This window comes from Nocardioides sp. JS614 (genome assembly GCF_000015265.1).
In the GTDB taxonomy this organism is placed as follows: domain Bacteria; phylum Actinomycetota; class Actinomycetes; order Propionibacteriales; family Nocardioidaceae; genus Nocardioides.
Genome location: NC_008699.1, coordinates 2,115,415 through 2,130,560 on the forward strand (window position 1 = coordinate 2,115,415; position 15,146 = coordinate 2,130,560).

12 protein-coding genes and 2 rRNA genes are annotated in these 15,146 nt (G+C 69.7%); 7 read left to right on the top strand and 7 right to left on the bottom strand.

The window, feature by feature from the left end:
• The first annotated feature begins 40 nt into the window (after positions 1–40).
• The 6 genes from NOCA_RS11455 (at position 41) to NOCA_RS11480 (ending at position 6,918) form a co-directional block, all read left to right on the top strand.
• Positions 41–3,169, top strand: a 23S ribosomal RNA gene (locus tag NOCA_RS11455).
• A gap of 130 nt (positions 3,170–3,299) precedes the next feature.
• Positions 3,300–3,416: ribosomal RNA gene (rrf, locus tag NOCA_RS11460) — 5S ribosomal RNA — on the top strand.
• A gap of 99 nt (positions 3,417–3,515) precedes the next feature.
• Positions 3,516–4,481, top strand: a complete 966-nt coding sequence (locus NOCA_RS11465) for a hypothetical protein (protein WP_011755438.1) — start codon at positions 3,516–3,518, stop codon at positions 4,479–4,481.
• Between the two features lie 32 nt (positions 4,482–4,513).
• The gene (locus tag NOCA_RS11470; RefSeq protein ID WP_011755439.1) at positions 4,514–5,320 is read left to right on the top strand and encodes a PP2C family protein-serine/threonine phosphatase; all 807 of its coding nucleotides are present in this window, start codon (positions 4,514–4,516) and stop codon (positions 5,318–5,320) included.
• Between the two features lie 18 nt (positions 5,321–5,338).
• The gene (locus NOCA_RS11475; RefSeq protein WP_011755440.1) at positions 5,339–6,271 is read left to right on the top strand and encodes an alpha/beta fold hydrolase; all 933 of its coding nucleotides are present in this window, start codon (positions 5,339–5,341) and stop codon (positions 6,269–6,271) included.
• 113 nt (positions 6,272–6,384) lie between these two features.
• The gene (locus NOCA_RS11480; RefSeq protein ID WP_049774565.1) at positions 6,385–6,918 is read left to right on the top strand and encodes a DUF3145 domain-containing protein; all 534 of its coding nucleotides are present in this window, start codon (positions 6,385–6,387) and stop codon (positions 6,916–6,918) included.
• 2 nt (positions 6,919–6,920) lie between these two features.
• Here the strand turns inward: NOCA_RS11480 and NOCA_RS11485 are convergent, their stop codons facing one another.
• From NOCA_RS11485 to NOCA_RS11515, 7 genes are all read right to left on the bottom strand, one after another.
• Positions 6,921–7,406, bottom strand: coding sequence for a hypothetical protein (locus NOCA_RS11485; RefSeq protein ID WP_011755442.1), 486 nt, complete (start codon positions 7,404–7,406; stop codon positions 6,921–6,923).
• Between the two features lie 50 nt (positions 7,407–7,456).
• The gene (locus NOCA_RS11490) at positions 7,457–8,887 is read right to left on the bottom strand and encodes an acyl-CoA carboxylase subunit beta (RefSeq protein WP_011755443.1); all 1,431 of its coding nucleotides are present in this window, start codon (positions 8,885–8,887) and stop codon (positions 7,457–7,459) included.
• Positions 8,888–8,913: 26 nt separating this feature from the next.
• A complete protein-coding gene (gene fabF, locus NOCA_RS11495) occupies positions 8,914–10,164 on the bottom strand; it encodes a beta-ketoacyl-ACP synthase II (RefSeq protein ID WP_011755444.1) in 1,251 nt (416 codons plus the stop codon).
• Between the two features lie 25 nt (positions 10,165–10,189).
• Positions 10,190–10,435 carry an acyl carrier protein gene (locus NOCA_RS11500; protein WP_011755445.1) on the bottom strand — a complete coding sequence of 82 codons (246 nt, stop codon included), beginning with the start codon at positions 10,433–10,435 and terminating at the stop codon, positions 10,190–10,192.
• Between the two features lie 33 nt (positions 10,436–10,468).
• Positions 10,469–11,473: a beta-ketoacyl-ACP synthase III gene (locus NOCA_RS11505; protein ID WP_011755446.1), complete on the bottom strand. Its 1,005-nt coding sequence runs from the start codon at positions 11,471–11,473 to the stop codon at positions 10,469–10,471.
• The gene (locus NOCA_RS11510; RefSeq protein ID WP_011755447.1) at positions 11,473–12,672 is read right to left on the bottom strand and encodes an acyltransferase domain-containing protein; all 1,200 of its coding nucleotides are present in this window, start codon (positions 12,670–12,672) and stop codon (positions 11,473–11,475) included. The genes NOCA_RS11505 and NOCA_RS11510 overlap by 1 nt, the downstream gene beginning before the upstream one ends.
• Positions 12,673–12,750: 78 nt before the next feature.
• Positions 12,751–13,962 carry a PucR family transcriptional regulator gene (locus NOCA_RS11515; RefSeq protein ID WP_011755448.1) on the bottom strand — a complete coding sequence of 404 codons (1,212 nt, stop codon included), beginning with the start codon at positions 13,960–13,962 and terminating at the stop codon, positions 12,751–12,753.
• A gap of 133 nt (positions 13,963–14,095) precedes the next feature.
• Between NOCA_RS11515 and NOCA_RS11520 the strand changes: the two genes are divergently transcribed.
• Entirely contained in the window at positions 14,096–15,037 is a 942-nt protein-coding gene (locus tag NOCA_RS11520; protein WP_238383460.1) for an alpha/beta fold hydrolase, read from the top strand.
• Positions 15,038–15,146: the final 109 nt, after the last annotated feature.

Sequence of the window (15,146 nt, forward strand, 5' to 3'; positions counted from 1 at the left end):
GTGGTGTCAGGGTCTTTGTAGTTTTTGTTGAGTGTTTGTGAGACAAGCTATGAAGGGCACATGGTGGATGCCTTGGCATCAAGAGCCGATGAAGGACGTAGGAGCCTGCGATAAGCCCTGGGGAGTTGGCAACCGAGCTGTGATCCGGGGGTGTCCGAATGGGGGAACCCAGCACGAGTCATGTCGTGTTACCCGCGCCTGAATATATAGGGTGTGTGGAGGGAACGCCGGGAAGTGAAACATCTCAGTACCGGTAGGAAGAGAAAACAATAGTGATTCCGAGAGTAGTGGCGAGCGAAATCGGAGGAGGCTAAACCTTATGCGTGTGATACCCGGCAGGGGTTGCGCATGGGGGGTTGTGGGACCACTTGGGGGAGTCTGCCGGCTTCTCAGACAGTAAGAAATCGGAAGTGAAGTTGAAGTCCATTGGAAAGTGGCGCCGGAGAGGGTGATAGCCCCGTAAGTGTAAGCTTCCGACTGTTGAGTGGTATCCCAAGTAACACGGAACCCCTGAAATTCCGTGTGAATCTGGCGGGACCACCCGTTAAGCCTAAATACTCCTTGATGACCGATAGCGGACAAGTACCGTGAGGGAAAGGTGAAAAGTACCCCTGGCGGGGAGTGAAATAGTACCTGAAACCGTGTGCCTACAATCCGTCGGAGCTTCTGCCTTGTGTGGGGGTGACGGCGTGCCTTTTGAAGAATGAGCCTGCGAGTTTGCGTTGTGTTGCGAGGTTAACCCGTGTGGGGGAGCCGTAGCGAAAGCGAGTCCGAATAGGGCGGTTGAGTAGCACGATCAAGACCCGAAGCGAAGTGATCTATCCATGGGCAGGTTGAAGCGCGGGTAAGACCGCGTGGAGGACCGAACCCACTTAGGTTGAAAACTGAGGGGATGACCTGTGGATAGGGGTGAAAGGCCAATCAAACTTCGTGATAGCTGGTTCTCCCCGAAATGCATTTAGGTGCAGCGTTGTGTGTTTCTTGCCGGAGGTAGAGCACTGGATAGCCGATGGGCCCTACCAGGTTACTGACGTTAGCCAAACTCCGAATGCCGGTAAGTGAGAGCGCAGCAGTGAGACTGCGGGGGATAAGCTCCGTAGTCGAGAGGGAAACAGCCCAGACCATCAGCTAAGGCCCCTAAGCGGTGACTAAGTGGAAAAGGATGTGGAGTCGCATTGACAACCAGGAGGTTGGCTTGGAAGCAGCCACCCTTGAAAGAGTGCGTAATAGCTCACTGGTCAAGTGATTCCGCGCCGACAATGTAGCGGGGCTCAAGTCATCCGCCGAAGCTATGGCATTCACGCCCACCTTGTGTGGAGCAGCCCTAACGGGTGTGTGGATGGGTAGGGGAGCGTCGTGTCGCGAGTGAAGCCTCGGAGTGATCCAGGGGTGGATGCGACACGAGTGAGAATGCAGGCATGAGTAGCGAATCAGGAGTGAGAAACTCCTGCGCCGAATGATCAAGGGTTCCAGGGTCAAGCTAATCTGCCCTGGGTAAGTCGGGACCTAAGGCGAGGCCGACAGGCGTAGTCGATGGACAACGGGTTGATATTCCCGTACCGGCAAAGTAGCGCCCATGACGAACCCGGTGATGCTAACCGCCCGAAGCTCATTCGACCGATCCCTTCGGGGTGAGGCGGGTGAGGGGAGCGCGGGACCCGATCTGGTAGTAGTCAAGCGATGGGGTGACGCAGGAAGGTAGCCCAACCGTGGCGATGGTTGTCCACGGGTAAGGATGTAGGGGGTGGTCCAGGTAAATCCGGACCGCTGGCTTGGATGCCGGCCCTGAGATCCGATGCCGATCCGTATGGAGTAGTGGGTGATCCTATGCTGTCGAGAAAAACCTCTAGCGAGCTATGCGCCGCCCGTACCCCAAACCGACTCAGGTGATCAGGTAGAGAATACCAAGGCGATCGAGCGAACCATGGTTAAGGAACTCGGCAAAATGCCCCCGTAACTTCGGGAGAAGGGGGGCCGGATCCGTGACCGGACTTGCTCCGGGAAGCGGTGATGGCCGCAGAGACCAGGCCCAAGCGACTGTTTACTAAAAACACAGGTCCGTGCGAAGTTGTAAGACGATGTATACGGACTGACTCCTGCCCGGTGCTGGAAGGTTAAGGGGACGAGTCAGCACGCCTTGTGTGTGCGAAGCTCAGAACTTAAGCCCCAGTAAACGGCGGTGGTAACTATAACCATCCTAAGGTAGCGAAATTCCTTGTCGGGTAAGTTCCGACCTGCACGAATGGAGTAACGACTTGGGCGCTGTCTCAACCGTGGACTCGGCGAAATTGCACTACGAGTAAAGATGCTCGTTACGCGCGGCAGGACGGAAAGACCCCGGGACCTTTACTATAGTTTGGTATTGGTGTTTGGTTCGGCTTGTGTAGGATAGGTGGGAGACTGTGAAACCTCGACGCCAGTCGGGGTGGAGTCAACGTTGAAATACCACTCTGGTCGTACTAGATGTCTAACCTAGGACCATTATCTGGTTCAGGGACAGTGCCTGATGGGTAGTTTAACTGGGGCGGTTGCCTCCTAAAATGTAACGGAGGCGCTCAAAGGTTCCCTCAGCCTGGTTGGCAATCAGGTGGCGAGTGTAAGTGCACAAGGGAGCTTGACTGTGAGACAGACATGTCGAGCAGGGACGAAAGTCGGAACTAGTGATCCGGCCACGGCATGTGGAAGCGTGGTCGCTCAACGGATAAAAGGTACCCCGGGGATAACAGGCTGATCTTCCCCAAGAGTCCATATCGACGGGATGGTTTGGCACCTCGATGTCGGCTCGTCGCATCCTGGGGCTGGAGTAGGTCCCAAGGGTTGGGCTGTTCGCCCATTAAAGCGGCACGCGAGCTGGGTTTAGAACGTCGTGAGACAGTTCGGTCCCTATCCGCCGCGCGCGCAGGAAACTTGAGAAAGGCTGTCCCTAGTACGAGAGGACCGGGATGGACGAACCTCTGGTGTGCCAGTTGTCCCGCCAGGGGCACGGCTGGTTAGCTACGTTCGGAAGTGATAACCGCTGAATGCATCTAAGCGGGAAGCACGTTTCAAGATGAGGTTTCCCACCCCCTCGAGGGGGTAAGGCCCCCAGCAGAACACTGGGTTGATAGGCCGGAGGTGTACAGCAGCAATGCCCAGCCGACCGGTACTAATAGGCCGAGGGCTTGTCCCACAAACCCTCAACCAAACCTACAAGACAACTGTCTCGCGTCCACATCCAACACCCACCATGATCATTCAACTGAACAATGGCTTGGACGATGCCCGCGTGCACACACCCGCGGCACATCATCCGCAAGAGTTACGGCGGCCATAGCGAAAGGGAAACACCCGGTCCCATCCCGAACCCGGAAGTTAAGCCTTTCAGCGCCGATGGTACTGCAACCGAGAGGCTGTGGGAGAGTAGGACGCCGCCGGACATACACTCCGTAGGGGCCACCGTCAGGTGGCCCCTACGTGCATTTCCCGACCGTGATCGAGGAGCGCCGCCCAGCGGTGCAGGAGCAGGAGCAGCAGTCGTGGCCGAGCAGCGCCGAAACCCCAGGTCGCAGGGCGGCGGCAAGCCCGCCGGCCGGCCGAGCGGCAAGCCCGCGGGCAAGCGTCCGACCGGAACGGGACGACCCTCGTCCGCGAAGTCCGCCGAGCGGGGCCAGCGCTGGAGCCCGGAGGGGCGCTCCGAGGGCGCCGAGCGCAAGGACCGGCGCGGCTCCTCGCCGCGGTCCTCGAAGCCCGCGGAGCGGCCGGGCCGCAAGAACGACTGGAAGCGCCCCGCCGACAAGCAGGCGGCCCGCACCGCGGAGCAGGCTGTGTACGACGGCCCGGATCTTCCGGAAGGGATCACCGGGCGCGAGCTCGACCGCTCGGTGACCGCCCAGCTCAAGGGCCTTCCCGAGAAGCTCGCCGCCCGCGTCGCGCGGCACCTGGCGGCCGCCGGCGCGCTCGTCGACGACGACCCGGAGACCGCCTACCAGCACACCCTGGCCGCCCGCGCCCGCGCGCCCCGGCTCGCGGTCGTGCGCGAGGCGACCGGCGAGGCGGCGTACGCCGCCGGACACTACGCCGAGGCGCTCGCCGAGCTGCGCGCGGCGAAGCGGATGAACGGCGCCACCGCCTACCTGCCCATCATGGCCGACTGCCACCGCGCCCTCGGTCGGCCGCAGGAGGCGCTCAAGCTCGCGAAGAGCCCCTCGGTGGCCAACTTCGCGGCCGAGGCCAAGGCCGAGATGACGATCGTCGGGGCCGGTGCCCGCCGCGACCTGGGCCAGGTCGACGCCGCCCTGCGCACGTTGGAGCTGGCGCCGCTGGCGTCGAAGAGCCGGGCGCCCTGGGTGGTCCGCCTGCGCTACGCCTACGCGGACGCACTCGAGGCCGCCGGGCGGGACCAGGACGCCCTCGCGTGGTTCCACCGGACGCACGCCATCGACAGCGAGGAGCTGACCGACGCCGACGCGCGCGCCGAGGCCCTCGAGCGGAAGCTCGGTTAGACTCTCCGCACTTCGCGAGGAGGACCTGCACGATGCTGCGATTCTCGGGTGCCGGCGTCAGTGACGTGGGGCTGGTGCGCCCTCAGAACGAGGACTCCGCCTTCGTCGGACCCTACGTGGCCGTCGTCGCCGACGGAGTCGGTGGTGCCGCGGCCGGGGAGGTCGCGTCCGCGACCGCGGCGTACGCCGTGGCGGCGACCGTGCTCGGGCGGCCGGGCGAGCAGCCGGAGGAGCTGCTCCTCGACGGCTTGGAGGCGGCTCGCGCCAACATCCGCCGGGGCGTCCAGGGCGACCTGACCCGGCTCGGCATGGCCACCACCCTCACCGCGGTCGTCTGCGACGGCCGGCGGGCGGTGCTCGCCCACATCGGCGACTCGCGGGCCTACGTGCTCCGTGGGGGCGAGCTCACCCGGCTCACCACCGACCACACCTATGTGCAGCGGCTGGTGTCGCAGGGCGAGCTGCGGCCCGAGGAGGTGATCCGGCACCCGTGGCGCAACGTCGTGCTGCGCTCGCTCGACGGCGACCCCGTGCACGACGGTGTCGACCTGCTGCCGCTCGCGGTGCAGCCCGGCGATCGGCTGCTGCTGTGCAGCGACGGGCTCTCGGACCTGGTTCCGGAGCCGGTCATCGGGGAGCTGCTCGCGGTCGCGGACCCGCACTCCGCCGCCGCGGTGCTCACCCGCGCGGCGCTCGATGCCGGCGGCCGCGACAACGTCACAGCGGTCGTCCTGGACGTGGTGGAGGGTCCGATGGTCGTCGGCGACGGCCAGCTGCTCGGCGCGCTGCGCGAGGTCGCCAACATCGTCGACCCGGGTGCGGTCCGCCTGGCGCAGTGACGTGCGAGACTCCTGCGCGTGGGGAACGTCAGGAGACCGGCACTCGAGGGCACCGTCGCGGTCCGCGACGACCGCCGGCTGAGCTTCGCCGAGTACGGCCCGCGGCACGGGCCGGCCATCATCTGGATGCACGGCACTCCGGGCGCCCGCCGTCAGATTCCGCTCGAGGCGCGCGCGTACGCCGACCGGCGCGGCGTCCGGATCATCGGCATCGACCGGCCCGGCATCGGCTCCTCGACACCACACCTGTACCCGAACGTCCTGGACTGGACCCAGGACCTCGAGCTGTTCCTCGAGACGCTCGCGATCGACACGGTCCGGCTGATCGGGCTGTCCGGAGGCGCGCCGTACGCGCTCGCGGCCGGCGCGGCCCTGCCCGACCGGGTCCACGGGATCGGCATCCTCGGTGGGGTCGCCCCGACCCGGGGACCGGACGCCGTCGCCGACGGCCCGATCCAGCTCGCCGTTCGGCTCGCCCCGCTGCTCACGGTGGCGCGGGTGCCGCTCGGCGTGACGATCACGCAGGCGATCCGGGTGATCAAGCCACTCGCGGGCCCGGCTCTCGACCTCTACGCGGCACTGCAGCCGCCGGGGGACAAGAACCTGCTCTCCCGGCCGGAGTTCAAGGCGATGTTCCTCGACGACCTGCTCAACGGCAGCCGGTTCCAGACCACGGCGCCGCTCGCCGACCTGATCCTGTTCACGAGGGCCTGGGGCTTCGAGGCCGCCGACGTCCGGGTCCCGGTGCGCTGGTGGCACGGCGACGCCGACCACATCGTGCCGTTCCGGCACGGCCAGCACGTCGTCGACCGGCTGCCGGATGCGAGGATCACCGCGATCGACGGCGAGAGCCACCTCGGCGGTCTCGGTATCGCCGAGGACGTGATCGACACCCTGCTCGACCTGGGCCCGCGGCGGGCCCGACGCACCGGCACGGCCCGCAAGCGCTGAGACTGGCGCTGGAACGCCTCATGGGTCACAATGGTGGCCACAACTACACCGCTGTCACTCTCACCTCGTCCATCTCCGCGAGCTCGCTGGGGAAGGCGCATCTCGCGCCGGAGATGAAGGAGGTCACGGTGACCGCACGCACTGCCCCCCGCGCCGCGACGCGAGGCGTCCTGTACGTCCACTCGGCGCCCTCCGCGCTGTGCCCGCACATCGAGTGGGCCGTCAGCGGAGTCCTCGGCGTGCCCGTGAGCCTGGACTGGACGCCGCAGCCGGCGCAGCCGGGCACCTACCGCGCCGAGTTGTCCTGGACCGGTCAGGTCGGCGCTGCGGCCTCGGTCGCCTCCGCGCTGCGCGGCTGGAACCACCTGCGCTTCGAGATCACCGAGGAGCCCACCGCCGGCTCCGAGGGGGCCCGCTACTCCTTCACCCCCGAGCTCGGCGTCTTCCACGCCGTGACCGGCCTGCACGGCGACATCATGATCCCCGAGGACCGGCTCAAGGCCGCGGTCGTCAAGGCCGCTCTGGGTGACACCACCCTGCTCGGCGAGATCGACAAGCTGCTCGGCCGGCCGTGGGACGACGAGCTGGAGACCTTCCGCCACGCCGGCGACGGGGCCCCGGTGCGCTGGCTGCACCAGGTCGTCTGAGGTCAGGGTCGGCGCAGCCGGAAGTAGGAGGGCGCCAGCCAGACCTTGTGGTCCTCCCCGGCGCCGCCGTACCAGTGCACCTTGGCCCGGATCTTGAACTTGCCGGCGTAGGTCCCGTAGCGGCAGAACCGGAAGTGCGTCCGGTTGCGGGCCGGGTCGGAGTCGGAGAAGAACGTCCCGGAGGCGATGGTCTCGCCGGTGCGGTCGTCGAGGAACGTCTCGAGGGTCCAGTCGTTGCTCGGCGTGGTGATCACGTAGCGGTAGGCGTAGTCGTGGCAGCCGCGGCGCAGGACCCCGTCCTTCGCGCTGGTATGTCCGTAGTCGGCCCGGTCGCGGCGCTCGTGGTGCTGCGGCTGGCCGAGCAGCCCGCCGACCAGCCCCGAGACGGGGTCGGAGGGCTCCGCGGCCAGCGCAGGGACGGCCGGGAGCACGCCCGCGGCCAGCGCGGCCGCGGCGAGAACGGAGCTCAGGCGTGTGACGGGCGTCATGCCTGGTCCAACGCACCAGCCGCCGAGCCGTTACGCCGGCGTACGGGCGCTCAGAGCGGGATGTTCCCGTGGGCGCCGCGGCGGACGCCGTCGGCCTGCACGGCGTCGTCGATCGCCCGGGCGAGGGCGCTCCGGGTCACGGCCGGCTCGACGACCTCGTCGACCACGCCGATCTCGACCGCCTTGTCGACCCCGCCGGCGATCCGCTCGTGCTCGGCCGCCAGCTCGGCCTCGACCTGGGGACGGATGTCCGGGGCGACCTCGGCCAGCCGGCGCCGGTGCAGGATCCGGATCGCCGCGACCGCGCCCATCACGGCCACCTCTGCGCCGGGCCACGCGAAGACCTTCGTCGCGCCCAGGGAGCGGGCGTTCATCGCGATGTACGCGCCGCCGTAGGTCTTGCGGGTCACCAGGGTGACCCGGGGGACCACGCACTCTCCGAACGCGTGCAGGAGCTTCGCGCCGCGGCGGACCACGCCGTCCCACTCCTGCCCGACCCCGGGCAGGTAGCCGGGCACGTCGACGACCACCACGAGCGGGACGCCGAACGCGTCGCACATCCGCACGAAGCGGGAGGCCTTCTCGGCGGAGAGCGAGTCGAGGCAGCCGCCCAGCCGCAGCGGGTTGTTCGCGACCACGCCGACGGTGCGGCCACCGAGCCGGCCGAGTGCGGTCACGATGTTGGGTGCCCACCTGGCGTGCAGCTCCTGGGCGGTGCCCTCGTCGAGGATCGACTCGACCAGGGGGTGCACGTCGTACGCGCGCTTCTTCGACTCCGGGAGCAGCGCGGCCAGGTCGCGGTCCTCGACGTCCTCGACGACCAGCGAGCCCTGCGAGCCGAGCAGCCCGGCGACGTCGCGGGCGCGGTCGAGTGCGTCGCGCTCGGTGTCCGCGAGGATGTGGACCACTCCGGAGCGCCGGCCGTGGGGCTCGGGACCCCCGAGCCGCAGCATGTCGACGTCCTCACCGGTCACGGATCGGACCACGTCGGGCCCGGTCACGAAGATCCGGCCCTCGGGGCCGAGGATGACGACGTCGGTGAGGGCCGGGCCGTACGCCGCGCCGCCGGCGGCCGGACCGAGCACCACCGAGATCTGCGGGATCCGTCCGGAGGCCTGGGTCATCACCTGGAAGATCCGGCCGACCGCGTGCAGGGAGAGCACGCCCTCGGCGAGCCGGGCGCCGCCGGAGTGCCATAGGCCGATGACCGGGATCCGGTCGGTCATCGCCCGGTGGTAGGCGTCGACGACCACGCGGCAGCCGAGGTCGCCCATCGCGCCGCCCATCACCGTGGCGTCCGAGCAGAACGCCACCACCCGGGTGCCGTCGACCTGGCCGACGGCGGCGAGCATCCCCGAGTCGTCGTCGGGGGTGATCAGCTCCAGCGTGCCCTCGTCGAGGAGGGCCGTGAGCCGGTGCACCGGGTTGCGCGGGTCCTCCTCGCGGGGGAGCTTCGCCGGCTTGGTGGCAGTGGCAGTCACAGTGGTCCGTGTCCTTTCGGGGCGGCTCAGACGGACCCGAACGCGACCGCGACGTTGGCGCCGCCGAACCCGAAGGAGTTGTTGAGCGCGGCGATGTCGCCGAGCGGCAGGTCGCGGGCCTTGGTGGCGATGTCCAGCTCGACCTGCGGGTCCTGGTTGTCCAGGTTGATCGTCGGCGGGGCGACCCGGTGGTGGAGCGCCAGCACGGTCGCGATCGCCTCCAGTGCGCCGGCGCCGCCGAGCAGGTGGCCGGTCATCGACTTGGTGCTGGTCACGACGACGTCGGTCGCGTGCGCGCCGAGCGTCGCGTGCAGCATCAGGCCCTCGGCGATGTCGCCCTGCGGGGTCGACGTGGCGTGCGCGTTGACGTGCGCGATGTCGCCCGGGCTGATGTCGGCCTCTGCGAGCGCCCGCAGGATCGCGCGGGAGCCGCCGCGGCCCTCCGGGTCGGGCTGGGCGATGTCGTGGGAGTCCGCGGTGATGCCGGCCCCGAGCACCGTGGCGTAGATCCGGGCGCCCCGGGCGCGGGCGTGCTCCTCGGACTCGAGGACCAGGACGCCGGCGCCCTCCCCGAGCACGAAGCCGTCGCGGGCGACGTCCCACGGCCGCGACACGGCGGTCGGGTCGCCGCCGTCGGGGCCGCTGGCGGTCTTCGAGAGCGCCATCATGTTCGCGAAGGCCGCCATCGGCAGCGGGTGGATCGCCGCCTCGGTGCCGCCCGCGAGCACGACGTCGGCCCGGCCGAGCCGGATCTGGTCGACCGCCAACGAGATCGCCTCGTTGCCGGAGGCGCACGCCGAGACCGGCGTGTTGACCGCCGCGCGCGCTCCGACGTACAGGCTCAGCTGCGCTGCCGGCGCGTTGGGCATCAGCATCGGGACCGCGAGCGGCGAGACCCGGCGCGGCCCCTTCTCCCGCAGCGCGTCGTAGTTGTCGAGGAGCGTCGTGACGCCGCCGATGCCGGAGGCCATGGCGACGCCGAGCCGGTCCCGGTCGACGTCCGAGCCCTCGAGACCGGCGTCCTTCCAGGCCTCCATGGCGGCCACCATCGCGAACTGCGAGGACCGGTCCAGCCGACGCGCCTTGACCCGTTCGAGGATCTCGGTGGGCTCGACGGCGATCCGGCCGGCGATCTTGACCGGCATCTGCTCGGCCCAGTCGTCGGTCAGGAACCGGACGCCCGAGCGTCCGTTGACCAGCGCGTCCCAGGTGCTGGGCACGTCACCGCCCACGGGGGAGGTGGTCCCGAGGCCGGTGACGACGACTCGCTTCGACATGCTGCTCCTTGAGTTCCGGGCGGCCTCAGGCCTGGGCGCGCTCGATGAACGCGACGGCGTCGCCGACGGTCTTGAGGTTCTTGACCTCGTCGTCGGGGATCGACACGCCGAACTTCTCCTCGGCCGCGACGACCACCTCGACCATGGACAACGAGTCCACGTCCAGGTCGTCGACGAAGGACTTGTCGAGCTGGACGTCGTCGGCGTCGATGCCGGCGACCTCGTTGACGATGTCAGCGAGGTCGGCGCGGATCTCTTCGGTCGTTGCCATCGGGGTACTGCCTTTCGGTTGGGTTGCTGGGAACTACGGGACGATGACGACCTGCGCGGCGTACGCGAGGCCGGCACCGAAGGCGATCAGGAGGGCCTTGTCGCCGCTGCGCGCCTCGCCCTCCTCGATCATCCGGTCGAGGGCGAGCGGGATGGAGGCGGCCGAGGTGTTGCCCTGCTCGGCGATGTCGCGGGCGATCTTGACCCGCTCGGGCAGCTTCATGGCCCGCGCCATGGCGTCGGTGATCCGCATGTTGGCCTGGTGGGGGACGAACACGTCGAGGTCGTCGATGCCGATGCCGGCACGGTCGAGCGCGAGCTGGCCGATCTTCGCCATCGAGTACGACGCCCAGCGGAACACCGCGTTGCCCTGCATGACCAGGTGCGGCATCTCGGGGCGCTCGCTGGCCACGACGTCGCGCCAGTCCTCGCGCTGGCGGATCAGCTCGAACTGCTCGCCGTCCGAGCCCCAGACGACCGGGCCGATGCCGGGGGCGTCGGTGGGGCCGACCACCGCGGCGCCGGCGCCGTCGGCGAAGATGAAGGCGGTGCCGCGGTCGCCGACGTCGGTGAGGTCGGAGAGCCGCTCGACGCCGATCACGAGCACGTGCCCGGCGCTGCCGCCACGGATCATGTCGGCCGCCATCGCGACCCCGTGGCAGAAGCCCGCGCACGCGGCGGAGATGTCGAACGCGGCGGCCTGGTCGGTGCCGAGCTCGTAGGCGATCGCGGTCGCGATGGCCGGCGTCTGGATCATGTGGGTGACGGTCGCGACGATCACGCAGTCGATCTGCCGGGGGTCGACCGAGGCGCGCTCGAGCGCCTTGCGCGCGGCCGCGACCGACATCACCTGCACGGTCTCCTCGGGCGTCGCCCAGCGGCGCTGCTTGATGCCGGAGCGCTGCTGGATCCACTCGTCGCTGGAGTCGATCGCCTCGACGACGTCGGCGTTGGGGATCACCCGGGACGGCCGGTAGGAGCCGACGCCGAGGATCCCGGCGTGCCGGGCCCCCTCGGCCTGCTCGATGATCGTGGCCATCAGGCTCCTCCCTCGGGGTGCAGACGCAGCAGTGGTTGGCCCGGCGAGACCAGGTCGCCGTCCTCGACGAGCCACTCGACGACGGTGCCGCCGTGCGCCGCGGTGATCCGGCTGCGGTCGCGCAGGCTGGCGACCTCGCCGATGGCCGCGCCCGGCACGAGCACGTCGGTGCCGGCGGCGGCGCCGTCCTGGTGGAAGGTGCCCTTGGCGGGTGAGACCACCATCCGCCAGGTCGGGCTGATGCCGAGGCCGGAGGACTCGCCGTGCTTGGCGCAGAACGCGCGGGCGTCGTCGAGCTGGTCAGGAGTCTTGAGCGCGAACGTCTCGACCCCGCGCAGGGCACTCCCCGAAAATCGGCGCCGTGCGATCCCGGTCAGCGTCCCGGCCGGCGGCATCTCGAGGATGCCGGTCACGCCGAGGTCCTCCATGGTCTCCAGGCACAGGTCCCAACGCACCGGGCTGGCGATCTGGCCGACGATCCGGGCCAGCACGTCGCGGCCGTCGTGGACGACCCGGCCGTCGCGGTTGGAGATCACCCGGGTGCGCGGGTCGTGCACCGAGACCGAGCGGGCCAGCGCGGCCAGGTGGCCGACCGCGGGCTCCATGTGGTGGGTGTGGAAGGCGCCGGCGACGCTCAGCGGCATCAACCGGGCCTTCGCCGGCGGGTGCGCGGCGAGGGCCTCGAGCTGCTCGAGGGTGCCGGCGGCGACCAGCTGGCCGGCAGCGTTGTCGTTCGCCGGGGTCAGGCCGTGCTCGGCCAGGGCCGCGAGGACCTCGTCCCGGTCGCCACCAAGGACGGCGGTCATGCCGGTCGGGGTCGCCGCGGCCGCCCGCGCCATCGCGTTGCCGCGTTCGCGGACCAGGACCATGGCCTGCTCGGCGGTGATCACCCGGGCGCCCGCCGCCGCCGCGATCTCGCCCACGCTGTGGCCCGCAACGGCGCCGACCTGCTCGAAGGCGTCGGCCGGGCTCGGGAACAGCTCCAGGGCCGCCACGAGGCCGGTCGCGACGAGCAGCGGCTGGGCGATCTCGGTCGCGCGGATCGTCTCCGCGTCGGCCTCGGTGCCGTAGTGGGCCAGGTCGAGGCCCGCGACGGTCGAGAGCCAGGCGAACCGGGAGGCGAACGTCGGGTCCTCGAGCCACGGCCGGAGGAAGCCGGGGGACTGGGCACCCTGGCCGGGAGCGACGATGACGAGCACCCGTCCACTGTGCCGGGAAGCTGGGGCCGACCTGGCCTCCGGCCCGCACCAATCGGTCGGCGATCCTTTGTGGGGTTCCTACAAAGACGCCTCAGGTGTGCGGGCGCTGCGGCCGGACTGGCGGCCGAGCACGAGGGCGATCTCCAGGGTGAAGGCGTCCCGCGCCCGGCCGGGGGCGAGGCCGGTGAGCTCGGCGACCTGGCGCAGCCGGTAGCGCACCGTGTTCGGGTGGACGAACAGGGCGCGCGCGGTGGCCTCGATCGAGGAGCCGTGCTGGTAGTAGGCGCCGATGGTCTCGATCAGGGTGCCGCGGGCCCGGACCAACGGCAGGTACACCTCGTCGACCAGGTGCCGGCGCGCGTGGCCGTCGCCGGCGAGCACCCGTTCGGGGAGCAGGTCGGCGCTGCGCACCGGACGCGGCGCCTCGGGCCAGCCGGGCGCGGCGCGGTGGGCGGACAGGGCCGCCCGGGCCGAGACGTGGGCCTGCGCGAGGTCGGCCGCGACCGGGCCGACGACCACGGGCCCCTCGCCGAACAGGTCGCTGACCGCCTCGGCGGCCGCCCGCGGCTCGCCGACGCCGCCGAGCAGGACGACCAGCCGGTCACCCTGCACCGCGCACAGGGCGTCCATCCCGGCCGCCCGGGCCACCCGGCGTACCTCGTCGAACGTGTCGGACTCGCTGCGCGCACCGGGCACGCTGCCGAGGACCACCGCCACGTCCCCGCGGGCCGCCCAGCCCAGGGCGCTGGCGCGGGAGAGCAGCGCCTCGTCGGCCTCCGAACGGAGCACGGCGTCGACGACCAGGGCCTCCAGCCGGGCGTCCCAGGCGCCGCGCACCTCCGCGGCCCGCGCGTAGACCTCGGCGGTCGCGAAGGCCACCTCGCGGGCGTAGCGGAGCACCGCCGCCCGCACGTCGGCCGCGTCGGCCGGGTCGAGCAGCTGCTCGACGTTCGACTCCACGACCTCGATCGAGAGCCGCACCAGGTCGACGGTCTGCTGGAGGTTGATCACGCCCGCGAGGGCGCGCGGGGCGGCGCCGAAGACGGAGGCGACCATCTCGGTGGAGCCGGGCGCGGGCTGGTCCACGGCCTGGCGGTACCAGTCGACGAAGCCGCGGATACCGGCCTGGACGATCATGCCGACCCAGGAGCGGTCCTCGGCGCTCAGGTCGCGGAACCATGGCATGTCCTGCTCCATGCGGGCCATGGCGGCGGTGCTCAGCGCCCCGGTCGCGCGCTGGAGCGCGTCGGCGGCCCGGCGGTGCGGGCCGGCGCCCTGCCCTGGATTCACCGTCCGAGGCTAGTGGAGTGCTCCGACGGACGTAAAACCCCGGTAAATCAAGGCGATCCGGCTCCCGCGGCGGCGATCGGCGTGGTTGAATCGCGGCCTACGTCCACATGGGCCCGCGTGGGGAGGCGCCGTGGTGAGCAAGCGGTACGACGTCGAGTTCGTGACCATCCACGGCTACCGGCGCGCCTACGTGAAGGCCGGCAGCGGCCCGGTCGTCCTGCTGCTGCACGGGCTGGGCTGCGACCACACGACGTGGGAGCCGGTCATCGAGGCGCTCAGCCGCCGCTACACGGTGATCGCCCCGGACCTGCTCGGCCACGGCCGGTCCGACAAGCCCCGAGCCGACTACACGCTCGGCGGCTACGCCAACGGCATGCGGGACCTGCTGACCGTGCTCGGCATCGACAAGGTGACCGTGATCGGGCACAGCTTCGGCGGCGGGGTCGCGATGCAGTTCGCCTACCAGTACCCCGAGCGCACCGAGCGGCTGATGCTGGTCGCCTCCGGAGGTCTCGGGCCCGAGGTGTCGCCCGGCATCCGCGCGATCAGCACCCCGGGCTTCCACCAGGTGATGGGCTTGCTGACCTTGCCCGGCGTACGCCACCTCGGCATGGCGGGCCTGCGCACGGTGGCCAAGGGCCCGTGGAGGCTGACCCGCGACCTGGACGAGGTCGCCGACATCTACGACACGTTCAAGGACCCGCAGGCCCGGCACGCGATCCGGCACGTCGTGCGGGCCGTCGTCGACTGGCGCGGCCAGATCGTGACGATGACGGACCGGGCCTACCTCACCGAGGAGATGCCGATGTGGGTCGTCTGGGGCCGCGACGACCGGGTCATCCCGGTGCGGCACGCGAACACCGCCGCCGCCCTGGCCCCGAATGCCCGCGTCGAGGTGATCCCGGACGCCGGCCACTTCCCGCACAAGGACCACCCGCACCGCTTCGCCCGGATCGTGCAGGACTTCATCCGCTCCACCGAGCCGGCCAAGTACTCCCGCGCCCGGTTCCGCTCCCTGCTCCGCTCCGGCGGCACCGCCCCGCGCCTGCGCTCGGTCTCCTCCGACACGGCGTAGGCGCGGCGGCGGTTTCCCCGGTTACCCGGGGAAACCGGAACTGTTGGGCCGAAGTTTCGGGCCAGAAGTTCCAACTTCCCCGGTGAACCGGGGAAACCGCCAACGCGGA